This is a genomic window from Streptomyces sp. NPDC102279, from assembly GCF_044766365.1.
Classification (GTDB): Bacteria; Actinomycetota; Actinomycetes; order Streptomycetales; family Streptomycetaceae; genus Streptomyces.
In genome coordinates this window covers 476,967-502,765 of sequence record NZ_JBIWLU010000005.1, presented here as the reverse complement: position 1 = coordinate 502,765, position 25,799 = coordinate 476,967, and the positions used below count along the sequence as shown (strand labels likewise).

General features: G+C 71.9%; 17 protein-coding genes. 7 read left to right on the top strand and 10 right to left on the bottom strand.

The features are described from left to right. The first annotated feature begins 8 nt into the window (after positions 1-8). The 3 genes from ACIRQH_RS15075 (at position 9) to ACIRQH_RS15065 (ending at position 1,856) form a co-directional block, all read left to right on the top strand. Positions 9-338: a hypothetical protein gene (locus ACIRQH_RS15075; RefSeq protein WP_358817533.1), complete on the top strand. Its 330-nt coding sequence runs from the start codon at positions 9-11 to the stop codon at positions 336-338. 178 nt (positions 339-516) lie between these two features. Further along, on the top strand, positions 517-903 hold the full coding sequence (locus tag ACIRQH_RS15070; protein ID WP_388874434.1) for a hypothetical protein: 387 nt from the start codon (positions 517-519) through the stop codon (positions 901-903). Between the two features lie 56 nt (positions 904-959). Then, on the top strand, positions 960-1,856 hold the full coding sequence (locus ACIRQH_RS15065) for an NAD(P)-dependent oxidoreductase (RefSeq protein ID WP_388874437.1): 897 nt from the start codon (positions 960-962) through the stop codon (positions 1,854-1,856). Between the two features lie 78 nt (positions 1,857-1,934). Here ACIRQH_RS15065 and ACIRQH_RS15060 read toward each other — a convergent pair whose 3' ends face one another. The 10 genes from ACIRQH_RS15060 to rsmI form a co-directional block, all read right to left on the bottom strand. Beyond that, complete coding sequence (locus ACIRQH_RS15060) at positions 1,935-2,645, bottom strand: LuxR C-terminal-related transcriptional regulator (protein ID WP_388874440.1); 711 nt, start codon at positions 2,643-2,645, stop codon at positions 1,935-1,937. 248 nt (positions 2,646-2,893) lie between these two features. Then, positions 2,894-4,837, bottom strand: a complete 1,944-nt coding sequence (locus ACIRQH_RS15055) for a PQQ-binding-like beta-propeller repeat protein (RefSeq protein WP_404226068.1) — start codon at positions 4,835-4,837, stop codon at positions 2,894-2,896. 79 nt (positions 4,838-4,916) lie between these two features. Beyond that, a complete protein-coding gene (locus tag ACIRQH_RS15050; protein WP_404226066.1) occupies positions 4,917-6,791 on the bottom strand; it encodes a PQQ-binding-like beta-propeller repeat protein in 1,875 nt (624 codons plus the stop codon). A 355-nt stretch (positions 6,792-7,146) separates the two neighbouring features. Then, positions 7,147-8,952, bottom strand: coding sequence for an ABC-F family ATP-binding cassette domain-containing protein (locus ACIRQH_RS15045; protein ID WP_388874447.1), 1,806 nt, complete (start codon positions 8,950-8,952; stop codon positions 7,147-7,149). Positions 8,953-9,076: 124 nt separating this feature from the next. Then, positions 9,077-9,979: a 4-(cytidine 5'-diphospho)-2-C-methyl-D-erythritol kinase gene (locus ACIRQH_RS15040; protein ID WP_358817526.1), complete on the bottom strand. Its 903-nt coding sequence runs from the start codon at positions 9,977-9,979 to the stop codon at positions 9,077-9,079. Continuing rightward, on the bottom strand, positions 9,976-10,938 hold the full coding sequence (gene rsmA / locus ACIRQH_RS15035) for a 16S rRNA (adenine(1518)-N(6)/adenine(1519)-N(6))-dimethyltransferase RsmA (protein WP_404226062.1): 963 nt from the start codon (positions 10,936-10,938) through the stop codon (positions 9,976-9,978). The genes ACIRQH_RS15040 and rsmA overlap by 4 nt, the downstream gene beginning before the upstream one ends. Before the next feature lie 171 nt (positions 10,939-11,109). Further along, positions 11,110-12,573: a ubiquitin-like domain-containing protein gene (locus ACIRQH_RS15030; RefSeq protein ID WP_404226168.1), complete on the bottom strand. Its 1,464-nt coding sequence runs from the start codon at positions 12,571-12,573 to the stop codon at positions 11,110-11,112. A gap of 496 nt (positions 12,574-13,069) precedes the next feature. Then, positions 13,070-13,963, bottom strand: coding sequence for a TatD family hydrolase (locus ACIRQH_RS15025; protein ID WP_358817524.1), 894 nt, complete (start codon positions 13,961-13,963; stop codon positions 13,070-13,072). A 67-nt stretch (positions 13,964-14,030) separates the two neighbouring features. Continuing rightward, entirely contained in the window at positions 14,031-14,498 is a 468-nt protein-coding gene (locus tag ACIRQH_RS15020) for a hypothetical protein (RefSeq protein WP_388874454.1), read from the bottom strand. A 239-nt stretch (positions 14,499-14,737) separates the two neighbouring features. Then, the gene (gene rsmI, locus ACIRQH_RS15015; RefSeq protein ID WP_388874456.1) at positions 14,738-15,595 is read right to left on the bottom strand and encodes a 16S rRNA (cytidine(1402)-2'-O)-methyltransferase; all 858 of its coding nucleotides are present in this window, start codon (positions 15,593-15,595) and stop codon (positions 14,738-14,740) included. A 95-nt stretch (positions 15,596-15,690) separates the two neighbouring features. Here rsmI and ACIRQH_RS15010 point away from each other — a divergent pair, with 95 nt between their 5' ends. The 4 genes from ACIRQH_RS15010 to ACIRQH_RS14995 all read left to right on the top strand — a co-directional run bounded on the left by ACIRQH_RS15010 (position 15,691) and on the right by ACIRQH_RS14995 (position 25,736). Then, the gene (locus tag ACIRQH_RS15010; protein WP_404226058.1) at positions 15,691-17,430 is read left to right on the top strand and encodes a dolichyl-phosphate-mannose--protein mannosyltransferase; all 1,740 of its coding nucleotides are present in this window, start codon (positions 15,691-15,693) and stop codon (positions 17,428-17,430) included. Between the two features lie 749 nt (positions 17,431-18,179). Continuing rightward, entirely contained in the window at positions 18,180-20,768 is a 2,589-nt protein-coding gene (locus ACIRQH_RS15005) for a S8 family serine peptidase (protein ID WP_404226056.1), read from the top strand. After that, positions 20,768-23,722: an FG-GAP repeat domain-containing protein gene (locus tag ACIRQH_RS15000; RefSeq protein ID WP_404226054.1), complete on the top strand. Its 2,955-nt coding sequence runs from the start codon at positions 20,768-20,770 to the stop codon at positions 23,720-23,722. The genes ACIRQH_RS15005 and ACIRQH_RS15000 overlap by 1 nt, the downstream gene beginning before the upstream one ends. A gap of 385 nt (positions 23,723-24,107) precedes the next feature. Then, complete coding sequence (locus ACIRQH_RS14995) at positions 24,108-25,736, top strand: penicillin-binding transpeptidase domain-containing protein (RefSeq protein ID WP_388930739.1); 1,629 nt, start codon at positions 24,108-24,110, stop codon at positions 25,734-25,736. Positions 25,737-25,799: the final 63 nt, after the last annotated feature.

Below are 25,799 nucleotides of genomic sequence, written 5' to 3'. Positions count from 1 at the left end.
AAGAAATCATGTCCGACCATTCGGAACGCGACGTCCAGCGCGAGGTCACGGAGCTTCAGAAGCAGTCCGCGACCGCCGCCCGGCTGTTCGACATCCGCCGCATCATCGGCGGCCTGTTCGTGCTCTACGGCATCATCGTCACCATCGCCGGCATCACGGTCTCCGACGCCGACCTGCGCAAGGCGGACGGCGTCAACATCAACCTGTGGACCGGCCTCGGCATGCTGCTCCTCGGCCTGTTCTTCCTGGCCTGGCTCTGGCTCCGCCCCCTGTCCGCACCGGTCCCGGACGTCACACCGGACGCCACGCCGGAAGGGACCACCCCGCCGGCCGAGTAGCTCCGCCGGACCAACCCCCCCTTGTCCGGGGCCGGAGTTCCCAAGGGAACCCGGCCCCGAGGCATCCACCGGCGACACGCCTGGTCCGGAGGGAACCCCAACTCCGCCCGGACCAGGCGCTGTACGCGAGTACCTCGCCGACCGGCTGGCCGCCCGCGCCGGATCCACCGAGGCCGCGGTGGCGGTCCTCGACCGGCTGCTCGTCTCCGAATCGGCCGAGGTCACGCTGATGCGCGAGGCCAACGGATCCGCCCTGCGGGGACCGGGCGGCACCCGGCGCGACGACGAGCGGATCGACGGACTGTGGGAGCGGCTGGCCGCCGACCTGAATTCCGTCCCGGAACACGAACGCGAGCGCCGGCGCCGGGCGGGCATCCGGCGGGGACACAGCGTCGACTCCACCCACCCGCCGACCCTGCTGCGCCAGACGGCCCTGCTGATCGGACCGCCCGTTGCGGCCGCGGTCGTCTCCGACGCCGACCGTGAGGGACGCATCGCCGCGGAGCTCGCCGGCGTCCGCAGGAGGGTGGCCCGGCGGATCCTGCTGGACGGCTACGGCGCCTGACCCGCCGAAGGGCGGTGCGTCGCGCATGAATCGTGCCCAGCGGGAAGGCTGACCCCATGAACGAGACACTCACCGTCAGCGTCCTCGGTACCGGGATCATGGGGGCCGCGATGGCCCGGAACGTCGCCCGGGCCGGCCACACCGTCCGGGTCTGGAACCGTACCGCCGCCAAGGCCGAGCCGCTGGCCGCCGACGGGGCGTACGTCGCGGCGTCGCCCGAGGAGGCCGTGCGGGGCGCCGATGTCGTCCTGACCATGCTGTACGACGGGCCCGCCACCCTCGACGCGATGCGGCAGGCGGCGCCCGGACTGCGTGACGGGGCGGTCTGGGCGCAGTCGACGACCGCCGGGATCGACGCCGTGGCGGAACTCGCCGGCTTCGCCCGCGCGCACGGGCTCGCCTTCTTCGACGCCCCCGTCCTCGGGACACGCGCCCCCGCCGAGGCCGGTCAGCTGACCGTGCTGGCCGCGGGCCCGGTGGCGGCGCGGGACGCGGTGACGCCGGTCTTCGACGCGGTCGGCTCGCGGACCGTGTGGACCGGGGAGGACGGAGCGGCGGGCAGCGCCACCCGGCTCAAGCTCGTCGCCAACAGCTGGGTCCTCGCGGCCACCGCCGCGACCGGCGAGGCCCTCGCCCTGGCGAAGGGACTCGGCGTGGACCCGCAGGACTTCTTCGGCCTCATCGCCGGCGGGCCGCTCGACATGGGCTATCTGCACGCCAAGGCCGGGCTCGTCCTGGAGGAGCGGCTGTCCCCCGCGGCGTTCGCCGTCACGACCGCCGAGAAGGACGCCCGGCTGATCGTCGCGGCCGGGCGGGAGAACGGCGTCCGGCTCGATGTCGCCGAGGCCACCGCCGAACGCTTCGCCCGCGCCGCCGCTCAGGGCCACGGGGACGAGGACATGGCCGCCGCGTACTTCGCCAGCTTCGACGGAGGCGAGCCCCCGGCCCCGTAGTCCCTCTCGGGCCACCGGGGGCCGCCGGGCCGAGGACCTCAAGTCCTCACCGCCCCACGGCCCCACGGCCCTGCGCCCTCAGGGGGTGTCGTTCTCCGAAGGGTGGGGTGCCGCCGGTGCGGGGATCGGGCCCGCGCGGTCGAGCAGTCCCGTGCGGGCCGCGAGCGCCGCCGCTTCGAGACGGGAGCCGACCCCCAGTTTCATCAGCACCCGCTGGACGTGGGTGCGGGCCGTGGAGGGCGCGATGCCCATGCCGGCCGCGATGAGCCGGGTGTCCTCCCCGTCCGCGACCCGCACGAGGACCTCCACCTCGCGCGGCGTGAGCATCTGGAGCAGGCGCTGGCCCTCGTCGTCGGGCTGGGCCGCCGGGTTGAGCAGTTCGCTGAAGGCGCCCTGGAGCAGCTGCGGCGCGACGGCGGCCTCGCCCGCCCGCGCCTTCATGATGGCGCGCTCGACCCCTTCGATGCGCTCGTCATGGCGCACGTAGCCGGAGGCGCCCGCGGCGAACGCGGCGGCGATACCCCGAGGGTTGGGGACCGGACCGAGTACCAGGACCGCCACCTGGGGGCGCTCCCGCTTGATCCGCACCACCGGGTCGAAGATGCCCGGCTCGGCCGGCGTCGCGGTGCCGATCAGGCAGACCTCGGGCGCCCGGGTGATCACCAGCTCCGCCGCCCCCGCGGCGGGTGCCGCCGCGGCGAGCACCCGGTGCCCGCGCAGCTTCAGTGCCGAGGCCAACGCCTCGGCCAGCAGTCGGTGGTCATCGACCACCATGAGCCGCACTCCCATCAGGCAACCCCCCAGTCCCCCCAAGCATCCCCACTGGTTCCCCGTGGATGAGAAGCCCCCCGGCTCTCCATCCCCCGGAAGCTACACGCTTGTTCGACGTTGCGCTTCCCCTACTGGAGAGAAGTGCCCCGGAATATCGAATTCTCTCCCAATAGGGAGTGATGCGGGGTACGCGTACGGCCCCGCCCCTGAACAGGGACGAGGCCGTATACGCGACGACAACCGAAAGAAAGAGTCTGCTTCGTGGGCTACTTGGTTCCGAAGGCGATCGCCAGGTACTCCTTGTCGCCCGTTGTCGACGGCTTGTCCGCGAAGACCTGGGACATGTACAGGTGCCCGTCGTGGAAGAGGATCTCGGCGTACTCCGGGAGCATGCTGGACTCGGCGTCGCGCACCGACTGGTCCCCGGGGTTCTCCAGGAGCTTGGTCTCCTTGAACGAGGCCCCGTCGATCGTGACGACCTGCCCGCCCTTGTCGTACGGCGGCCGCTTGTACGCGAGGAGGTTGGTGCCGTCCATGCGCAGCGGGGTGATCGTGTAGCCGTCGCCGGCGTCCGCGCGCTGGCCGGTCTGCTTCCCGGTGGCAAGGTCGAAGGCGACGATCTCGTTGGTCCGGCTGTACTCGCCGGAACCGTCGTGCTCCTCGGTCGGGATGTACAGCTTGTCGTTGCCGACGGCGAGCGAGGAGCAGTACTCGATCCTGGTGATGCCGTCGCAGCGGGCCGCGTACGTCTTGCCGGGCGCGGAGATCTTCGTGCGCAGCGTGCCGGTCTTGTTGTCGATGGAGAAGAAGTCCGAGATGCCGCTGCCGTCCCCGGCGGAGTCGCCGACGTCGGCGGCGACGACCAGCGGGTCGGTGGAGACGACGCTCGCGTACTCGATGCCGGGCGACATCTTGTACTCGGAGATCACCTTCCCGGTCTTCGGGTCGATGGTCTGGATGTGCAGCTGGCGCGAGCTGCCGTACTCGCCGCACTTGCGGACCGCGACCAGCTTCGGACCGCCGCCGTAGCCGGAGTCGTAGCAGCTGTCCGTGGACTTCGGGGCCCACAGCGACTTGGCGGTGGAGATGTCGAACGCGCCGCCGCCGCTGGTGCTGCCCGCGGCGACCGTGTTGCCGCTGACCGTCACGTTGTCGAGGTTGATCGGCTGGTCACCGGACTTGATCGTCCGCGTCCAGAGCTTCTTGCCGGCGTCGAGGTCGATCGCGGCGAGCTGGCTGCAGCCGTGCGACGGTTCCGCCTTGGTGGGCATGGCGGGCTCGTAGATGATCGCCGTGCGGTCGGAGTCGGTGGTGTGCCGGCTGGCCTGGCAGACCGGGCCGGGGAGCTTGATCGTCCAGGTCTTGCTGCCGGAGTCCGGGTCGTAGCCGTTGATCTCGGCGACACCGCTCTTGGCGTACACCTTGTCGGTCAGCCAGGAGCCGACCGTGGTCACGCTGGTGTCGTCCTTGGGCACGGCCGGCGCGGGGATCTGGAACAGCGGGCTGGAGGCGGTGCTGGCCGGCACCTTCTCCTTTCCGTTGGACGAGGTGCCGCCGGTGCCCTTGCCGTCGCCGCCCTTGCCACCGGTGCCGCCGCCCGAGTCGGCGGAGGTCTTCTTGTCGTCCTTCTTGCCGGAGGAGCTCGCGTACCAGACACCACCGCCGATGATCAGCGCGACGACCACGACGGCCGCCACGATGATGACCAGCTGGGCGTTGAACTTCCCCCCGCCGGAGCCCCCTTGGGGAGCCTGCGGCTGCATCGGCATGGTCTGCTGCTGCGGGTACCCGTAGGGCCCGGGCCCGCCGGGGGCGCCGTACGGGTTCTGCGGCCGGCCCGGGTAGCCGTAGCCCGGCTGGGCCGGGGGCGGCGTCTGCGGGTAGCCGTAGGGCTGCTGTGGCGGGGCCGCGGGCGGAGCCGTCTGCGGGGGCGGCGGCGTCTGCGGGTAGCCGTAGCCGGGGCCCTGCGCGGGCGGCGGAGGCGGCGTGGGTGCGCCGAAGCCACCGGGGGGCGGGCTCTGCGGGGCGCCGAACCCACCGGGGGGCGGGCTCTGCGGGGCGCCGAACCCACCGGGGGGCGGGCTCTGCGGGGCGCCGAACCCACCGGGCGGCGGGTCCTGGGGCGCCCCGAATCCGCCCTTCTGGGGCTCCTGCGGCTCGGGCTGGTCCGACGGGGGCTGGTTCGGCGGTGGCGGGGGCGGCTGGCTCATGGCGTGGGTACCTCGGGGGACGAAGGGGCGGCGGGCCGGCGCGCGCGGGGAGCGCGCGGGAACGGGAGGCGGGCTGCGGTCACTTGCCGTAAGCCAGCATCAGCTTCTCCTTCGCCTCGTCGTTGCCCGTCAGCCGGGTGGTGGAGATGTAGAAGCGCCCGTCCACGTAGGCGACGGCCTTCGAGAAGAAGCTGCTCTCGATGTTCGCCGTGCCCTGCGGGTTCTGGAGGAGGGTGGTGGGCTTGTGGCTGCCGGCCGTCGGGACGGACACGACGCGTCCGCCGCCGTCGTACGACGCCTCGACGTAGGCGACGAGACTGCCGCCCTCGGTCCTCATCGGCATCATCGTGGCGTCCGCGGGGGACTTGACCCGCCACTTCTCCTTGCCGGTCGCCAGGTCGAACGCGACGACCTCGTTGGCCCCGGTCTTCTCGTCGGTCGGGAGGTACAGCGTGTTCGCGTCGGCGACGGCGCCGAAGCAGCCCGTCAGGTCGCGGCTGAGGATCGCGAAGCCGCACTCGGGCGCGAAGCCGTCGTCGCTCTTGAGCTGTGCGCGGATGGCGCCGTCGCTGTCGCTCAGGACACTGACGTTGACCGTCTTCTTCGCGTCGTTGGTCAGGTAGAGGACGACCGGGTCCACGGAGTAGGCGCGCTGCACCTTCCACCCCTTGGCGATCCTCGTGGTCCACTTCGCCTTGCCGGTGGCGGGGTCCAGCTCCTGCACCTCGTCGTGCTCGGTGTCGCTGCCGGCGCCGCAGGAGGAGACGGCGAGCAGCCTGCTGCCGCCGGCGAACCCGGCCGGGTAGCAGCCGGCGCCGTACTTCTCCTTGTCCCACAGCTTCTTGCCGCTGGAGACGTCGTACGCCGTGCCGGACATCGAGCGGCCGACGGTCAGGGTGTCGCCGGTGATGGACAGTTCGATCGAGAGCGCGCTGTCGAACAGCCCGCCGTCGGCGACCTTGCCGCTCCAGCCCTTGGCGCCGGTGTTCAGGTCGACCTGCTGGAGCTGGTTGCACTTGGCGCTGCTGCCGGCGCCGCTCATGTACGCGATGACGACCTTGTCGTCGGACGTCTTCTGCGGGGTGACGGCGCAGATCTTCTGCGGGAACGTCAGCGCGTCCCAGGCCGGCCTGCCGTTGCCGACGTCGAACGCGAAGACCTGCTTGTACGCGGCCTTGACCGCCGCCTTGCCGGTGATCCACAGGCCGGGGGCGTCGGCACCCGAACCGGGCGCGTCCGGTGCCGACTTGTACCAGAGCACCTTCGCCTCGCCGGGCTTGCGGCCGTCGTTCAGGTTCTCCTCGTCCTCGCCGCCGTCACCGCTGCCGTCGCCGGGGTTGACCGGGTCGTCCGACGCGGACGTCTTCGGGCTCGGGCTCTCCTCGGCCACCGGCTTCTTCCCGTCGCCACCATCGCTGGTGACAGCCCATACGGTGCCGCCGACGACGAGCAGTGCGGCCACGGCCGCCGCGACGACGAGCGCGGGCCTGCCCTTGAACGGGTTCTTCGAGCCGCCGGGCGGCGGGGTGCCGGGTCCGCCCGGATACGTGGGCTGCTGCGGGTAGCCGTAGCCCGGCTGCTGCTGCGGGTATCCGTAGGGGCCGGGCTGACCGTAGGGCCCGGGCTGCGCGTACGGGCCCGGTTGCTGAGGCTGTTGCGGCTGCCCGTACGGGCCGGGCTGCTGCGGCTGCCCGTACGGTCCCGGCTGCTGCGGGTATCCGTAGCCGGGCTGCGGGGGCGGCGGCGCGCCCTGCGGCGGCGGCGGCGTGTTGGGGGGCGTGGCCGGCGGCGGACCGGCGGGAGGGTTCTGCGGCGGATTGCCGGGCGGGTTCTGCGGTGCGCCGAAGCCGCCCTGTGCGCGCGGGTCCTGCGGTGTGCCCGAACCGCCCGTCGGCGGCTGGTCCTGCGGTGCTCCGAACCCGCCCTGCGGCGGCTGACTCGGCGGCTGACTCATCAGCGCTTCCCCCTCTTCACTGATGTGGCGCCCCATCGGCGGCGTTGGATCTCCGCCACACCCGGTGGTTCTCAGACTGTTCTCAGACGGCTCTTTCTATCACTGCGGGGGGCGCGGGCAGGGGGCCGGTGCGCGCCCTGTTCCCAAGGGAGGACCGGGCTGTGATGCCGTCGTTACGCGTCTTCACGGGGCCTTCACGCCGGACGCGCAGGGGAGGTTCATCATCCGGTGAGGCGGTTCCTCCCCGGTTCGGGAAGGGGCGCTCTCCCGAACACGGGGGCGCCCACCGGGAGGCGCACGCCGTCCCGGTGGGCCGTGCGCGCCCGACGATCACGCCGGGCGGGCGCCCCCGGGGTCACGCGTCCTCGGCCAGCTCCAGCCAGCGCATTTCCAGCTCCTCGCGCTCCGCGGTCAACTCACGCAGTTCGGCGTCGAGTTGGGCGACCTTCCCGAAGTCCGTGGCGTTGTCGGCGATCTGCGCGTGCAGCTTGGTCTCCTTCTCGGACATCTTGTCCAGCTGCCGCTCGATCTTCTGGAGTTCCTTCTTGGCGGCCCGCGCGTCGGCGGCGGAGGCGGCCTTGACGGGGGCGGGGGCGGCGGCGAGGACGGCGGCCGCGGCCACCTCCTCCATCTTCTTGCGCCGCTCCAGGTACTCGTCGATCCCGCGCGGCAGCATGCGCAGCGTGCCGTCGCCGAGGAGCGCGAAGACGTTGTCGGTGGTGCGCTCGACGAAGAAGCGGTCGTGGGAGATCACGATCATGGAGCCGGGCCAGCCGTCGAGGAGGTCCTCCAGCTGGGTGAGGGTCTCGATGTCGAGGTCGTTCGTGGGCTCGTCGAGGAAGAGGACGTTCGGCTCGTCCATCAACAGGCGCAGGATCTGGAGCCGCCGGCGCTCACCACCGCTGAGGTCGCCGACCGGCGTCCACTGCTTCTCCTTGTTGAAACCGAACGTCTCGCAGAGCTGCCCCGCGGTCATCTCCCGCCCCTTGCCGAGATCGACCCGGTCACGGACGGCCTGGACCGCCTGCAACACCCGCAGGTTCGGGTCGAGTTCACCGACCTCCTGGGAGAGGTAGGCGAGTTTGACGGTCTTGCCGGTGATGATCCGGCCGGCGACGGGCTGCTGTTCGCCGTCGCTGCGGGCGGCGTCCGCGAGGGCGCGCAGGAGGGACGTCTTGCCCGCTCCGTTCACGCCCACGAGTCCGACCCGGTCGCCGGGCCCCAGCTGCCAGGTGAGGTGCTTGAGCAGCACCTTCGGCCCGGCCTGCACCGTCACGTCCTCCAGCTCGAAGACGGTCCTGCCGAGCCGCGAGTTGGCGAACCTCATCAGCTCGCTCTGGTCGCGGGGCGGCGGCACGTCGGCGATCAGTTCGTTGGCGGCCTCGACGCGGAAGCGCGGCTTGGAGGTACGGGCGGGCGCACCGCGCCGCAGCCACGCCAGCTCCTTGCGGACCAGGTTCTGCCGCTTGACCTCCTCGGTCGCGGCGATGCGCTCCCGCTCGGCGCGGGCGAACACGTAGTCGGTGTAGCCGCCCTCGTACTCGTATACCGAGCCCTTCTGCACATCCCACATCCGGGTGCAGACCTGGTCGAGGAACCACCGGTCGTGGGTCACGCAGACCAGCGCGGAGCGGCGCTCGCGCAGGTGCTGGGCGAGCCAGGCGATGCCCTCGACGTCCAGATGGTTGGTGGGCTCGTCGAGGATGATCAGGTCCTGCTCCTCGATGAGCAGCTTCGCGAGCGCGATACGGCGCCGCTCGCCACCCGAGAGCGGGCCGATCACGGTGTCGAGGCCCTGCGGGAAGCCGGGCAGGTCGAGACCGCCGAAAAGACCCGTCAGCACGTCCCTGATCTTGGCGTTGCCCGCCCACTCGTGGTCCGCCATGTCACGGATGACCTCGTGACGGACGGTGGCCGTGGGGTCGAGCGAGTCGTGCTGGGTGAGCACCCCGGTGTGCAGGCTGCCGGAGTGCGTGACCCGCCCGGTGTCCGCCTCCTCCAGCTTGGCGATCATGCGGATCAGGGTGGTCTTGCCGTCGCCGTTCCGGCCGACCACGCCGATGCGGTCCCCCTCGCTGACGCCGAGGGAGACCCCGTCGAGCAGTGCACGGGTGCCGTACACCTTGCTGACGGACTCGACATTGACCAGGTTGACGGCCATTTCTCTCCTGAACAAGGGGGACGATCGACCCTCAAGGGTAGTCCGCGGGCCGGGTGTCCCCTCCCGCGCGCTCCCCCGGCCCGCTCCCGGCCCGCTCACGGCCCGCCCGGGGCCGGACCGCGGATCAGCCGAGAATCATCGCGCCGGGTGCCGGGGACCGTGTGACGCGGACCGATCGGCAGGTGCCCGACGCGCTCAGCGCCTCGGCGGCCGTCCGCGCGGTCACCGCGTCCGGGGCGAGGAACGCCGTGGTCGGTCCCGAGCCGGAGACGAGCGCGGCGAGCGCGCCGGCCGAGCGGCCCGCGACGAGGGTGTCGGCGAGGGCCGGGAACAGGGAGAGGGCCGCGGGCTGGAGGTCGTTGGAGACGGTGCTCGCGAGGGCCGCGGCGTCCCCCTTCGCCAGCGCGTCCAGCAGCTCCTGCGAGGCGACCGGCTCCGGCACGCGGACGCCCTCGTGCATCCGGTCGAACTCCTGGAAGACCGCCGGGGTCGACAGCCCCCGCTCGGCCATCGCGAACACCCAGTGGAAGGTCCCGCCGACCTCCAGGGCACGCAGCTGCTCACCCCGGCCGGTGCCCAGTGCCGCCCCGCCCACCAGGCTGAACGGCACGTCGCTGCCCAACTCGGCGCAAATGTCGAGGAGTTCGTCGCGCGAGGCGTTGGTGCCCCACAGCGCGTCGCAGGCGAGCAGCGCGCCCGCCCCGTCGGCACTGCCGCCCGCCATTCCGCCGGCGACGGGGATGTCCTTGGCGATGTGGAGGTGGACGGCGGGGTCGACGCCGTACCGGCGGGCGAGTTCGAGAGCGGCACGGGCCGCGAGGTTCGTACGGTCCAGGGGAACCTGGCCGGCGTCCGGGCCCGCGCAGGTGACGCGCAGTTCGTCGGCCGGGGTGACCGTGACCTCGTCGTAGAGACCCACCGCGAGAAACACGTTGGCCAGGTCGTGGAAGCCGTCGGGGCGTGCGCCGCCGACCGCGAGCTGGACGTTGACCTTCGCAGGGACGCGTACCGTCACCGTCTCCGTCACGGCTGGGTCGACTCCTCGTGCTCGGCGTGCTCGGCGCGCTCGGCGCGCTCGGATTCGGGGCGGTACCGGCGGGCGTTCCTGGTGTCCGCGCCCTTCGCCTCGCCGCGGTTCTCCGCGATCCGGGCGAACTCCTCGACCGTCAGCGACTCGCCGCGGGCCTGCGGGGAGACACCGGCGGCGACGAGCGCGGCCTCGGCCGCGGGGGCCGAACCGGCCCATCCGGCGAGGGCGGCGCGCAGCGTCTTGCGGCGCTGCGCGAAGGCCGCGTCCACCGCCGCGAACACGTCGTTCTTCGGGGCGGTCGTGGAGATCGGCTCGGCACGCCGGGTGAGCGACACGAGTCCGCTGTCGACGTTGGGCGCCGGCCAGAAGACGTTGCGTCCGATGGAGCCGGCGCGCTTGACCTCCGCGTACCAGTTCGCCTTCACGGACGGCACGCCGTACACCTTCGAACCGGGCGCGGCGGCGAGCCGGTCGGCGACCTCCGCCTGGACCATCACGAGGGTGCGCTCGATGGTCGGGAAGGTGTCGAGCATGTGCAGCAGGACGGGCACGGCGACGTTGTACGGGAGGTTCGCGACCAGGGCGGTCGGGGGCGGCCCCGGAAGTTCCCGGATCTGCAGGGCGTCCGAGTGGACCAGCGTGAACCGGTCGGCCCGCTCCGGCATGCGCGCCGCCACCGTCGCGGGCAGGGCGCTCGCGAGGGTGTCGTCGATCTCGACGGCGACGACCCGGTCGGCCGTCTCCAGCAGGCCCAGCGTCAGCGAGCCGAGGCCGGGTCCCACCTCCACGACCACGTCGTCGGGCCGCACCTCCGCGGTCCGTACGATGCGGCGCACCGTGTTCGCGTCGATCACAAAGTTCTGGCCGCGCTGCTTGGTGGGCCGTACGCCGAGGGCTGCCGCGAGTTCGCGGACGTCGGCGGGGCCCAGGAGGGCGTCGGGGGTGGGGCTGGTCACGCCCCAAGGGTACGGGTGCGAACCGGCCCACCGGGCTCACGCCCCTCGCCGGGGCCGCGACCGCCGGGACGGAGACCCCGTCCGGCTCCCTCGCGCGAGGGCCCGGGCGTCGGGTCCGGGGGAGCCGTCCCACGGGCGGGGACGACTCCGCGGCGGGCGCCCGGGGTGGTCTCAGCCGTGGAGGCGGGCGCCGCAGTGGGGCCAGGGGCTCGCCCCACTGCGCACGTACAGCTTCTTCGCGCGCAGGGTCTGTTCGGCGGCGGATGCGTCCTGGGGGCGTCCGCTGCCGCCGAGGGTCTGCCAGGTGTGCGTGTCGAACTGGTAGAGGCCGCCGTACGTGCCGGACGGATCCACCGCGCCGGGACGGCCGCCGGACTCGCACACGGCGAGGCCCGACCAGTTCAGGTGGTCGGCGCCGCCGACGGAGACCGGGTGCGGCTTCGTACCGACCCTGACCAGCTGGACCCGCGGCTCCCGCACCACCTCGGCGCGGATGCGGCGCGGCCTCTCGCGGACGCCGTTGACGGTCCGCAGGGCGTACGTCACGCGCCGCGCCCCGAACCGGCCGGGCCGTTCGACGACCTCGCTGCCCTTGAACAGCGAGGCGTCCTCGGTGCGCCGGACCTCGAACGGAATCCGTTCCTCGCGGACCTCCCGGGTTCCGGTGACCCGCAGGACGGTGACCGTCTGCCCGTCGCGCGGGAAGCTCCCGGCCGGCACGGACGTGGTGTCCTGCCCGTGCAGGGCGATCCCGGCCGCCTCGACGGCCTCGCCCACGCTCGCCGCGTTCGTGCGGATGGTCCGGGCACGGCCGTCGGCCATGATCGTGACGGTGCGCTCGGTCCGTACGTCGAGCTCCAGCCCCGCGCGCCCGATCGGCTGGGAGCGCGAGGCCGACAGGTACGCGCCCTCGGCCCGCACCCCCAGCTGTCTGAGCGCCCCCTCGACGGTGTGCGCGGTGGTCCACACCCGGTGCTGGGTGCCGTCGATCGTGAGGCTCACCGGGCGTCCGTAGTGCACCGCGACCTCGTCACCGCTCGTCAGAGGTGTGCCGGCGGCGGGCGCGACCACGTCGTGCGCGCCCACCTTCACGCCCTCGTCGGCGAGCAGCTCGGTCACGTCGTCGGCGAAGGTGTGCAGCGTGCGGGGTCTGCCGTCGACGCTGAGCTCGATGGCCTTGTCGCTGGCGACGAAGGCGGAGGTGCCGCCGGCCAGGAAGGCGACGACCAGGGCCTGCGGGAGCAGCCGGCGCAGCGCGTCGGGCCGGTCGGTGGCGCGCTTGCGCCGGGCCGCGCGGCGCGCGTCGGCCCGCCCGCCGGCCGGACGGACCCCGTCGCCCGCGCCGGGCCGGACGCCGTCGCGGTCGGGCACGGTGACGACCACGGTGTCCGCGGGCGCGATCGCGTCGGTGAGGACGACCGTGTCCGCCCCGGCGAAGCCGGTTCCGTCGGCGACGGTGTCGGCCTGCGCGAACCCGTTCCCGTGCACGGTCGTGCCGGCCTGGGCCTGCACGGTCGTGCCGGCCTGGGCGGCCGCGTCGGCGTACTGGCGCGGGAGACGCGGCTCGGCGGCGGCGGGGTCACCGGGCTCGGGGAAGGCGCCGTGGGCCCCGGGCGCACCGGGCGGGTGCGGCATCGCGGTACCCGGGGTGCGCGCCTCGTACGCCGGGCGGTAGGTGTCGGCGTACCCGTGGCCGTACGGCTCCCAGCGCACGTACTCGACGTAGCCGGAGCCGGACACGGACCCCGGGCCGGAGTAGTCCCCGTACGCCTCGTAGACCTCGTACGCCGCACCGGGTCCCCCCGGTTCGCCCGCCGCCTCCCGCGCACGGACCGTGTCGCGCTCGTCGCGCCCACCGAGCGCGTCCGGCCCGGCGGGCGTGCCGGCGGCCACGGCGGCGCCGGTGGCGTCGACGACCGTGGTGGCGTCGGTGCCACCGGTCGGTCCGTACGTCTCGTACTGCTCGTACCGCGAGCTGCTCACGACGACACGCTCCAGGGGTCCGGATCGGGCGACCAGAACCTAGCGGAGCGGTCGTCACTCTCCCAAGCAACGCGGCTACGCTGTGTCGCGATACTCCCCCACCGGAGACCGGCGTCCGACCAGGGGAAACCCCCGGAGCCGTTATCGCTCAGTAATCGAATGCGCGCGCGGTGTTGGCGGACAGCGAAGTCGCGAGGGTGTCCTCGTCGATCCCGCGCACCGCGGCCATGGCGCGCACCGTCACCGGAACGAGATACGGCGCGTTGGGCCGTCCGCGGTACGGAGCCGGGGTCAGGAAGGGCGCGTCCGTCTCGACGAGGACGAGGCCGAGCGGGGCCACGGCGAGCGCGTCGCGCAGCGGCTGGGCGTTCTTGAAGGTCATGTTTCCGGCGAAGGACATGAAGTAGCCGGCGCGGGCGCAGACCTCGGCCATGGCGGCGTCGCCGGAGTAGCAGTGGAAGACGGTCCGTTCGGGGGCGCCCTCCTCCTTGAGGATGCGCAGCACGTCGGCGTGGGCGTCGCGGTCGTGGATGACCAGGGCCTTGCCGTGCCGCTTGGCGATCTCGATGTGGGCGCGGAAGGAGCGCTCCTGGGCCGCCCTGCCCTCGGGGCCGGTGCGGAAGTTGTCGAGGCCGGTCTCACCGACGCCCTTGACGTGCGGGAGCGCGGCGAGGCGGTCGATCTCCGCGAGCGCGTCGTCCAGCGCGGCGTCGCCGCCCGGCTGCCGGGCACCCTGCCGGGACCCGGCTCCCCCAGGGTCGCCGTGCACGATGCGGGGCGCCTCGTTGGGGTGGAGGGCGACGGTGGCGTGGACGGCGTCGTACGCGGCAGCCGTCTCGGCCGCCCAGCGGGAGCCGTTCAGGTCGCAGCCGACCTGGACGACGGTCGTGACGCCGACCGACGCGGCCTTGGCGAGGCCCTCCTCGACCGTGCCGGACTGCATGTCGAGGTGGGTGTGCGAGTCGGCGACCGGGACGCGCAGGGGCTCGGGGAGCGGGGGCGCGGCGTTCTTGTCGGAGGCGCCGGAGACGGAGGAAGGCATGCCCCGATCCTACGAAGGGGGCATGCCGTCCTTCACGTCGCGGCCGTCGCCGCTCCGGGCCGCCGGTTCAGCCGGCCTTGCGGTGCTGGAACGGGTGCAGCAGGTCCGACAGGTGCCAGTGGTGCGGTTCCTTCGGCGTCCCGGAGGAGTCGCCCGGTGCGGCCCCCTCCGCTCCGTCCTCGGGCTGTCGCGGTACCGGCCGGGGCTTGGCCACGGAGTGCAGGGAATCGAGGACGGAGGACACCTGTCCGGCGCGCATGATGCGCACCACGTGGCTGTCGCAGTACAGGCAGGAAGGGCGGCTGAGCGGCGACGGCACGATCCGGCCGTCCGCCACGTAGGTCACGAACTCGGCGCCGTCCGCGTCGCGGTGGTGCTCGATCGCGTAGGACTGCTCCCAGCCGTGCCCGCAGCGCATGCAGGCGAAGGAATACGATTCGTGGACAACGGCCGTCGCCGCACTGCGATGCCCGGTCTGTTCGGTGACCTGACCCGCGGCGACGCCGCCGCCGGTCCGTCCTGTGGTCTCACTCATTCCGACTGCTCCTCTTGTCCGCTGGACAAGCACCTCCGGCACCTCCATCGACGGGTTCCCCCTGGATTCCGCCGATGCGCCGCAGGCGAGGGACGGGTGCGTCCCTTCATCCAGTGGACGCTTCTCCCGGCGCGAACGCATCCGTCCTGTCGACTGTTGGAGCCGTTTTGGCCGTTCCTTGTCGGAACGGCCCCGCCACGCGGCCTGAGCTTTGCTTTTGAAGCTGCTCCTTTGCCCTTCTATGGGGTGGTTCGAGCAGCGTTCTTTGCCGCGACGACGGCATCAAAGACGTCACGTTTGGGAATTCCGGCTTCCGCGGCGACGGCGGCGATCGCCTCCTTGCGACGCTCCCCCGCCTCCTCGCGCACCTGCACCCTGCGCACCAGCTCGGTGGCGTCGAGCTCCTCCCCGCTCTTGTCGGGGGCGCCCTCGACGACCACGGTGATCTCACCGCGGACCCCCTCGGCGGCCCAGGCGGCGAGTTCGCCCAGCGGGCCGCGCTTGATCTCCTCGTACGTCTTGGTCAGCTCGCGGCAGACGGCGGCGCGGCGCTGGGTGCCGAGGACCTCCGCCATCGCGGCGAGGGTGTCGTCGAGCCGGTGCGGGGCCTCGAAGTAGACCAGCGTCCGGCGCTCCTCGGCGACCTCCCGGAGCCGGGAGAGACGCTCACCGGCCTTCCGCGGCAGGAAGCCCTCGAAGCAGAACCGGTCGACGGGCAGCCCGGACAGGGCGAGCGCGGTGAGCACGGCGGACGGGCCCGGTACGGCGGTGACCTTGATGTCCTTCTCGACCGCGGCCGCCACCAGCCGGTAGCCGGGGTCCGACACGGACGGCATCCCGGCGTCGGTCACCAGCAGCACCCGCGCCCCGCCGACGAGCGCCTCGACCAGCTCCGGGGTCCGGGCGGCCTCGTTCCCCTCGAAGTAGGAGACGACGCGGCCGGAGGTCTGGACGCCGAGGGCCTGGGTGAGCCGGCGCAGCCTGCGGGTGTCCTCCGCGGCGACGACATCGGCTCCGGCCAGTTCCGCGGCGAGCCGCGGCGGCGCGTCCGAGATGTCGCCGATGGGGGTGCCTGCCAACACAAGGATTCCTGTCACACGCCCATCCTCGCAGGGGTACCGTCCTACAAGCTCATCCGGCCGGAAGGGCCCGTGCGCGGGACTCCCACAGACGCGTTCCCTACGATGGCGCGGTGACCAGTACCGCGTCCTCCACGGACACACGGCAGGGCCAGGCCGCCGACGACCAGCGGCCGTCGTGGCAGCGGCGGCTGCGCCGATTCGGCTACACGGCGCCGCCCAGAAGCGATGTGCGCGACCGGCTCGTACCGCGGTACCCCGAGCCGGGGTCGCGGATCTGGGCAGCCCTCGGTCTGGGCCAGGGGGTCGCCGACCGCTTCCACCGCTGGTCGGGGTGGGGTGGCCCGCTCCTGGTGACCCTGATCGCCGGGCTGCTGCGGTTCTGGCACCTGGGCAGCCCGAAGGCGGTGATATTCGACGAGACGTACTACGCCAAGGACGCCTGGGCCCTCATCCACCGCGGGTACGAGGTCAACTGGGCGAAGAACGCCAACGACCTGATCCTCCAGGGCAACGGCAACGTCCGGATCCCCAGCGACGCCGCCTATGTCGTGCACCCGCCGGTCGGCAAGTACGTCATCGGGCTCGGCGAGTGGATGTTCGGGTTCAACCCCTTCGGCTGGCGCTTCATGACGGCGCTGCTCGGCACGCTGTCGGTGCTGCTGCTGTGCCGGATCGGCCGGCGGCTGTTCCGGTCGACGTTCCTCGGCTGTCTCGCGGGCACGCTCATGGCGGTCGACGGCCTGCACTTCGTGATGAGCCGCACCTCGCTGCTCGACGGCGTGCTGATGTTCTTCGTGCTCGCGGCCTTCGGCTGCCTGGTCATCGACCGGGACCAGGCGAGGGCCCGGCTGGCCGCCGCGCTGCCCGTCGACGAGGACGGCACGGTCCGCCCCGACGCGGACACCGCCGAGTCCACCCGCCTCGGCTGGCGGCCCTGGCGCTGGATGGCCGGCCTGATGCTGGGTCTGGCCATCGGCACGAAGTGGAACGGCCTGTACGTCCTCGCCGCGTTCTGCGTGATGGCGGTTCTGTGGGACGTGGGGTCGCGCCGGGTCGCCGGCGCCCGCCACCCCTACACGGCGGCCCTCAAGCACGACACCGGCATCACCTTCCTCGCGACGGTCCCGGTCGCGGTCGCCGTGTACCTGATCTCCTGGACCGGCTGGATCCTGTCGCCGACCGACGGCAGCGGCGGCTACTTCCGGAACTGGGCGGCGACCGACGGCAGGGGCGGGAACTGGACGTTCCTCCCCGACTGGGTGCGCAGCCTGTGGCACTACGAGCACGAGGTCTACAAGTTCCACGTCGGCCTCTCCTCGCCGCACACCTACCAGTCCAACCCGTGGAGCTGGCTCGTCCTCGGCCGCCCGGTCTCGTACTTCTACGAGTCCCCGCTGCCCGGCAAGGACGGCTGCCCCTCCGACGCGGGCGACAAGTGCGCCCGCGAGGTGCTGGCCCTCGGCACGCCCCTGCTGTGGTGGGCGGCCTGCTTCGCGATCCTCTACGTGCTGTGGCGCTGGGCGTTCCGCCGCGACTGGCGGGCGGGCGCGATCGCCTGCGGCGTCGCCGCCGGCTACCTCCCCTGGTTCATGTACCAGGAGCGCACGATCTTCTTCTTCTACGCCGTCATCTTCGTGCCGTTCCTCTGCCTGGCCGTCACGATGATGATCGGCGCGATCCTCGGCCCACCGGGCTCGACGGAACGCCGCCGCCTGGTCGGAGCGGTATCGGCAGGCGTCCTGGTCCTCCTGATCACCTGGAACTTCATCTACTTCTGGCCCCTGTACACGGGCACGGCGATCCCCATCGACCAGTGGAGATCGCGAATGTGGCTGGACACGTGGGTCTAGCCGCACAGACGTAGCAAGGGGTCCGGCACACAGCCGGGCCCCTTTGTTCGTCGTCGGCCGCCGGCGGTCGTCGTCGGCCTTCGTCGCACGGCCCGAGGACGGCCCGGCTCAGGGCCCGGCGGCGGATCTGCAGTCCCCCGAAGATCAGCCGCGTGCACCCCGTCTGACCTGTGTGGACGCCCTCGGAGCGCGCCGCTCAGCCGGCACACCGCCGTGCCGGTAACCCGTCCGTAACGGACCCGCCCCAGGATGGCGGCTCTGCGCCTCGCTCAAGTCCTCTGGTGGCGGGACGCCGCGTGGGGCGGCGTAGAGCACTGGGCGAGGCGCAGAGCCGCATTGCCGGTGTGCCGGCCTGCCGGCCGATGGCGGTACCGGGGCAGTCGGCGCGACGTACAGGGCCGACCGACACACGGATGGCCGGGACAGCGCCCATCGTGACAGCCCTGCGTAAGCGCATCCGCCGGCGCGATCGTGCGACCGCATGGGCCCCGGGTGCTGGCTGAGTGGCCGCGTCGGGCCTGCAGGACACCGCCCGCGCGCCTGGTCCGAGCCGCTGCACTCGCGAGATACAGGCACTCGACGAGCGGGGTCGGGTTGGCGCGTGGCGCTCCGGCCGTGGTGCCCGCCGGCCAGAAGGTGCGCACCAGGAGCACGTTCGACCGGGCAGGCCACAAGGCCAGTAATGGCTCAGTAACGACGGCTTCCTAGCGTGCGGGCACCCCCCGAAACCCTCCTGGAGGAGTGCTTCGATGCACCTGCCCCGACCGCCACGGCGCAGATCCGCCGCATGGGCGGCTGCCGCGTTCACCGCGACCGCCCTCGCCGCCGGCGTGATGCCGGCCGTCGCCGCCGACACCCCGTCCCCCGCAGCCACCGCGAAGGTCGACGCAGCGCTGCGCAGCGCCGTCGCCGAGGGCGGCGACGCGAAGTTCTTCGTCGTCCTGAAGGACCAGGCCGACCTGTCCGGCGCCAAGAAGCAGAAGACGCACGCCGCGAAGGCCAAGGCCGCCTTCAAGGAGCTGCGCGCCGAGGCCGACGACAGCCAGGCCTCCCTCAGGTCCTTCCTCGACAAGAGGAAGGTCGGTCACAAGGACTTCTGGATCGCCAACGCGATCCAGATCACCGGTGACGAGGCCCTCGTCGACGAGCTCGCGAAGCGCTCGGACGTGGCGTCGATCATCAAGGACCAGAAGTTCAAGCTCGACGACATCGAGACCTCCGACAAGAAGGTCACCACGTCGCGCACCACGTCGGCGAAGACCGACTCGTCCGCCACCGGCGACGACACCCCCGAGTGGGGCATCGCCGACATCAAGGCCGACCAGGTCTGGAACCAGTACGCGGACCGCGGTGAGGGCATCGTCATCGCCAGCGTCGACTCCGGTGTGCAGTACAACCACCCGGACCTGGTGAAGCAGTACCGCGGCAACAACGGCGACGGCACCTTCACCCACGACTACAACTTCTACGACCCGTCGGGCACCTGCCCCTCCGACGGCACCCCGTGCGACAACAACGGCCACGGCACCCACACGATGGGCACGATGGTCGCCAAGAACGGCATCGGTGTCGCGCCGAACGCGAAGTGGATCGCCGCCAAGGGCTGCGCGACCGCGGCCGGCGAGTGCTACCCGGAGGACCTGCTCGCCTCCGGTCAGTGGATCCTCGCACCGACCGACCACAACGGTCAGAACCCGCGCCCGGACCTCGCGCCGAACATCGTCAACAACTCCTGGGGCGGCGACGACTCGACGTTCTACAACGACATCATCAAGGCGTGGAACGCCGCGGGCATCTTCGAGGCGTTCGCGGCCGGCAACGACGGCGACGGCACGACCTGTTCGACGACCCACCCGCCCGGCTCGGAGGCCTCCACCTACGGCGTCGGCGCCTACGACTCGACCGGCAAGATCGCCTCGTTCTCCGGTTTCGGCCCCTCTCCGGCGGACGGCTCGGCCAAGCCGAACATCTCGGCGCCGGGCGTCAACGTCGAGTCGACGTGGCCCGGTTCGTCGTACAACGCCGAGTCCGGCACGTCGATGGCGACGCCGCACGTCGCGGGCGCCGTGGCGCTGCTGTGGTCGTCTGCCCCCTCGCTGATCGGCAAGATCGACGAGACGCGTGCGCTGCTGAACGAGGGCGCCCGTGACGTCGACGACACGCACTGCGGCGGCACCGCCGGCATGAACAACGTCTGGGGTGACGGCAAGCTCGACATCCTCGCCTCCATCGACAAGGCCCCGCACACCGCGGCCACCGTCACCGGCAAGGCCACCGACAAGTCGACCGGCGCGGCTCTGGCGAACATCACCGTGAAGGCCACCGACGACGCCGGCTCGGTCCGTACGGTCACCACCGGCACGGACGGCGCGTACCGTCTGCCGCTGGCCCCGGGCACGTACTCGTTCGCCTTCAGCGGCTACGGCTACGCGAACGGCTCGGCGACCGGTGTCACGCTCGCCGCCCAGCAGGCCTACACCCAGGACATCGCGCTGACCGCGGTTCCCTCGCACCAGGTCTCCGGCACCGTCCTCGACGTCACCGGCAAGGCCCTCGCCGGTGCGAAGGTCGAGCTGAACGGCTCGCCGCTGGACGCCGTCACGACGAACGCCCAGGGCACGTACTCCTTCGCCAAGGTCGCCGAGGGCTCCTACAACCTGGCGGTGAAGCCCGCGGCCCCGGTCCTGTGCAACGGCGTCTACAGCGGTGCCGCCACCGTCGGCGCCGCCGACCTGGCGAAGGACGTGCAGGTCCCGAACCGCTCGGACACGTCGGGCAACAGCTGTGCCCCGGCCGCGTACTCCTGGATCGCGGGCTCCAACAAGGTCGCCCTGTCCGGTGACGAGGACTCCGCGAAGGTCGCGCTGCCCTTCTCCGTGAAGCTGTACGGCGTCTCGTACTCCTCGGCCTCGGTCACCACCGACGGCCTGGTCAACTTCCTGTCCTCGCGTGTCGGCGACTACAGCAACACCGCGCTGCCGACGACCGGCGCCAACGGCGTGAAGGGCATCGTCGCCCCGCTGTGGGACGACCTCACGCTGGACAAGAAGTCCTCCGTGCAGACAGCCACCACCGGCGCCAAGGGCAACCGCAAGTTCGCCATCGTGTGGAACAACGCCGCCTACGCGAACGGCACGTCGGGCCGCGCCACCTTCGAGGCCGTCTTCGACGAGGCCACCGGCGCCGCGACCCTCCAGTACAAGTCCGTCGCGGACAAGGGCGCGGGCGCCACCGTCGGCATCGCGAACCAGTCCGGCAGCGATGCCCTGCAGTACTCCTTCAACCAGTCCGTGATCGCCGACGGCACCGCCGTCCGCTTCACGCAGGGAGCCAAGTGATGAGAGCCCACCACTCGCGGCGGGCCGTCCAGCTCGCCTCCGCCCTGGTCGCGGCGGGTCTGTGCCTGACCGCCGCCCCGCAGGCACTGGCCGCCGACGACAGCGGCAGCAGCGGCTCAGCGATGAAGCTGACCAGCACCGAGGCGAAGAAGCTGGCCGCCAACGTGGCCCTCGACCCGTACGTCAAGGCCGAGGACACCACCGGCACGCAGAAGGACGACGCCGCCTCGGCTGACTCTGCCTCAGGCTCCGGCAGCACCGGCGGCTCGAAGCCGGACGGCGCGGCCACGGACGTCGATCCGACCACCAGGGTCACGACGACCGCGAAGTCCACGCTGGAAGGCGTGCGCGGCATGGGCGCCACGGTGCCGATCGGCAAGAACGGCGACTACTTCTCCGTCAACAGCATGGGCTACGTGCAGCGCCACGCCGCCGACGGCAGCGAGACGTGGGCCCGCACCAGCAGCTCGTTCTACACGGACTGGCAGGTCAAGCCGCTCCAGGTGTGGCGGGTCGAGCCGTACCCCGCGCAGATCCTCATGGGCTACAACGCGGTCTCGCCGTTCGCGCCCAACTCGGACTCCGGCTACTCGACCGGCGACCTGACCGGCGACGGCGTCCCGGACCTGGTGTTCTCGGCGCTGGTCGGCGCGACCCCGTACCCGCGGGCGTTCACCTCGCCGGGCTCGGACCTGAGCACCGGCACGTTCGTGACCGTCCTCGACGGCAAGACGGGCACCACCGTCTGGTCGAAGCTCTACAACCACGCCTCCATGGTGAAGATCGTCGACGGCACGCTGCTGATCGCCGACGCGCCCCGTATGAGCGGCGACGCGAAGGTCCCGGCCGGCGCGACGGCCACCCTCACCGGCATCCGCTTCTCGTCCGCGGACGGCAGGCTGACCCCGGCGAAGACCTGGACGTACGACACCAAGGAAGCCCGGTACGCGAACTGGGGCGACATCCAGGACCTCGGCAAGGGCAAGATCGCCGCCTCCTGGAACCTCGCCAAGGACGACGGCGTCACCGCGCGCGGCCGCACCGCCGTGCTCGACACCGCCGACGGCTCCGTCACCTGGCAGACCGACAGCATGCTGTACAACCGTCAGCTGCGCCTGGACGCCGGCCGCAAGCGGCTCGTCGCGATCGAGCAGGCGGACGCCACGGACGCGGTGCACTACGAAGTCGCCGCGTACGACCTGAAGACCGGTGACCGATCCACCCTCGACGGCCGCGACAACGTGGTGCCCACCGCGCTGACGGTCGGCGACCTCGGTGCCAAGGCCGGCGACGAGTACGCGGTCGCCGAGTCCTCGCTCGACGAGAACCTGTACGTCAACGCCAGCACCGTCCGCGTGCTCGACGGCGCCGACGCGGGTAAGCCGCTGTGGTCGAACACCACGAAGCGGGACGCCGCCAACGGCAGGAACGGGCCCAGCATCTGGAGCCTGCGGGTGACCGACGGCCGGCTGGTCACCTCCGCCCAGGACGACCGCGATATCGACGACCCGGAGAACCGCGGCGGCACGCGCTACGCGTCCCTGACCGTGTTCTCCGGCAAGGGCACCGTCAAGTGGCAGCAGAAGGGCGTCGCCGCCGCGCCGATGTACCAGGACGTCTACGCCGACGGCCAGGGCACGCACGTGCGCGTGGTCGACCAGGGGCAGAACATCCGCACCTTCAAGCTCGGCACCGGCAAGGCGGAGAACGTCACGCCGCTGCAGGGCGACATCGCCCTGGCCAAGGGCGCGGACCTGAACAAGGACGGCAGGACCGACCTGATCATGGGCGGTTCGTCCGACGGCGTGTGGGCCTACTCGGGTCCGTCCCTCGTCGACGGCGGCAAGCCGCGGAAGCTGTGGCAGGCCACCGTCCCCGGCGAGGTCCACGACATCGAGACGGGTGACGTCAACGGCGACGGCAGGACCGAGATCGTGGTCGCGGCCGACACCGCGACGGTCGTCCTCGACGGCAGGACCGGCAAGACGCTCGCCACGATCGACGGCGGCGGCCAGTTCGTGCGCTCGGCCGAGCTGGCCGACCTCGACGGCGACGGCGAGCTGGACATCCTGGTCCCGACGGACGCGCTGCGCGCCTACCACGGCGACGGCCACGCCCTGTGGACGTACAGCGCCCCCAAGGACGCCGGCGACGTGCGCTTCGCCGACCCGTCCACGGGCGACGGCCAGGTGTACGCCTCGTACGCGAGCCTGGGCTCGTTCGACGTGACCACGCCGGTGACGAACGCGGTCGCGCTCAACGCCAGGACCGGCAAGGCCCGTTGGGCCGCCGCGCCGAAGGCCCCGGACACCGCGGTCGGCGGAATCCGCACCGTCATCCCGAACCAGGGCGTCTTCGCCTCCAAGGAGATCCCGTACGCCGACGGGCACGCGGTGGTCTACACGTGGGCCGTCAACGCGCCCCTCCAGGGGTTCTCGGACAACTCCCTCTTCTCGCAGAACCTCTTCGAGATCCGCGACGGCCGCACCGGCGAGGTGCTGCACACCTGGATGTCCGGCGGCCTGTGGACGCACAACAGCTTCTTCGCCAAGGACGGGGCACTGTACGAGGGCGGCGTGGCGTCGTTCCGGCGCTTCCGTGCGAACGGTGACGACACGCAGCAGGGCGTCTTCCCGACGTCGTTCGGCGGCGGCTTCCTGACCGGTCCCGGCGGGCGTGAGCTCCTGGTCGCCGGTGTGGAGGGCGGGGTGTACCTGTGGGACCCGACCATCTTCGAGTCCGAGGACAGCTGGGCTCATGAGGTCGGCAGCACCGCGACCCTCGGGGGCGCCCGGAACTCCTTCGCGGGCGACCTCGACGGAGACGGCGTCGACGAGGTGATGTCCCTCAACAGCGACGTCCACGGCTTCGACCGCACCACCGGCGAGTTCGGCGGCGGCTACTACGTGCCCAACAACTACATCCACCAGGTCACCACGTACAAGCTCTCCTGAGCCCGTCGCGCCGACCTGAACCGGCCGCAGGCCGGACGGACCCCCTGGGCCTCGCCCAGGGGGTCTCAGGATGCTCGGTCACCGTCACGCCCCGATCAACGCGAGACCGGCAGAAGGCAGGAATCCAGCCACCCCGCCGTTGCGTCTGCACCGGAGGGCGCGGCCGGCGGCCGCACCCTCCTGGCGTTGCCGGACCCGGCCCTGGCCCCCTGCACCCCGCCCCTCCCCGATGGATGCCGTTCACACACATGACCGGGTGCCCCGGGCTAACGATTCGGAGAAACCGCTGTCATGGCAGCCCCACCCGCATCTACAGTTCGGGGAGAGCGGCTTTTCTGAACGCGTTCAGAAGTTCGGGGAAGGGTTCACGGGGAGGGATCGCGCGATGCGCAAGGGGGCCAAGGCTGCCGTCATCGGCAGTGTGTTCGCCGTCGTACTGGGAGGCGCCGGGTACGGCGCGTACAACGTCGTCACCGCGATCAGCGGGGACACCGGGGCGGGGTCCGCCGGGCCCGAGCCGGTCAGGACCGGGCCGCCGAGCGGCTCCGAGGTCAAGGAGACCAGCCGCGCGTTCTTCGCGGCCTGGGAGAAGGGCGACGCGGCCGAGGCCGCGGGGGAAACGAACTACGAGGCCGGCGCCGAGAGCCTGCTCACCGGGTACAGCGACGCCGCACACCTCACTCATGTGCGGATCACCCCGGGCACGGCATCCGGGGCGACCGTGCCGTTCTCCGTGAAGGCGACGGTGTCCTACGAGGGCAAGAGCAAGCCCCTCGCATACGACTCCCGGCTGACCGTGGTGCGCGGGGAGACGACCGGCAAGGCGCTGGTGGACTGGAAGCCGTCCGTCGTCCACCCGCAGCTGAAGGACGGGGACACCCTGGTCACGGGCGAGTCGGCCAGCGCGGCGATCGAGGCCGTGGACCGGAACAACGTTGTCCTGACGAAGGACAGGTACCCCTCGCTCGGACCCATCCTGGACGCGCTGCGCGACAAGTACGGCGACAAGGCGGGCGGCACGCCCGGCATCGAACTGGCGATCCACCACGGGACCACCGAGGCCCCCGACACCACGCTGGCCACCCTCGCCGAGGGACGGCCCGGCAAGGTCCGTACGACGCTCAGCGCGAGCGCTCAGGGCGCCGCCGAGAAGGCGGTCGAACGGTACGCGGAGTCGTCCGTGGTGGCGGTGAAGCCGAGCACCGGCGAGGTACTGGCCGTCGCCAACCACCGCCAGGACGGTTTCAACGCCGCGTTCCTCGGCAAACTCGCCCCCGGATCCACGATGAAGATCATCAGCGCGGCGACCCTCATCGACAACGGCATCGCGACGTCGACCGGACCCGCGCCCTGCCCGCCCACGGCGACGTGGCAGAGCCAGACCTTCCACAACCTCAAGGGCATGCAGCCGCAGGAGAACGCGACGCTGTCCGACAGCTTCTCCCGCTCGTGCAACACGGCGTTCGTGAAGTACGCGGACGAGGTGAAGGTCGACTCGCTGACGAACGAGGCCGAGCAGCGCTTCGGACTCGGCAAGAACAACTGGAAGACCGGCATCGAGTCCTTCGACGGCTCGGTGCCCGCCTCCGGCGGCCCGGACACCGCGGCCAACATGATCGGCCAGGGCCAGGTCCAGATGAGCCCGCTCAACATGGCCTCGGTGACGGCGACCGCCATGACGGGGGCCTTCCGGCAGCCGGTCATCGTGGCGCGCTCCCTCGACGGCCGCGAACTGGCCACCGCCAAGGGCCTGTCCGGCGGGACGGTCACGCAGCTGCGCACGATGATGAACCGCACGGCGGTCAGCGGCACCGCCGCCCAGGTGATGGCCGGACTCGGCGGCAGCATCGGCGCCAAGACCGGCTCCGCCGAGGTCGACGGACAGACCGTCTCCAACAGCTGGTTCACCGGCTACCGCAACGACATCGCGGCCGCCGCCATGACCCAGGAGGGCGGACACGGCGGCGACGCGGCCGGCCCGATCGTCGCAGCAGTGCTACGAACGGGTGGCTGAGGCCACTTCGCACAGGGCGGGACCCTAGGGTGGGGAACCTCGTTGAGGAGCGAGAGGCGCGGG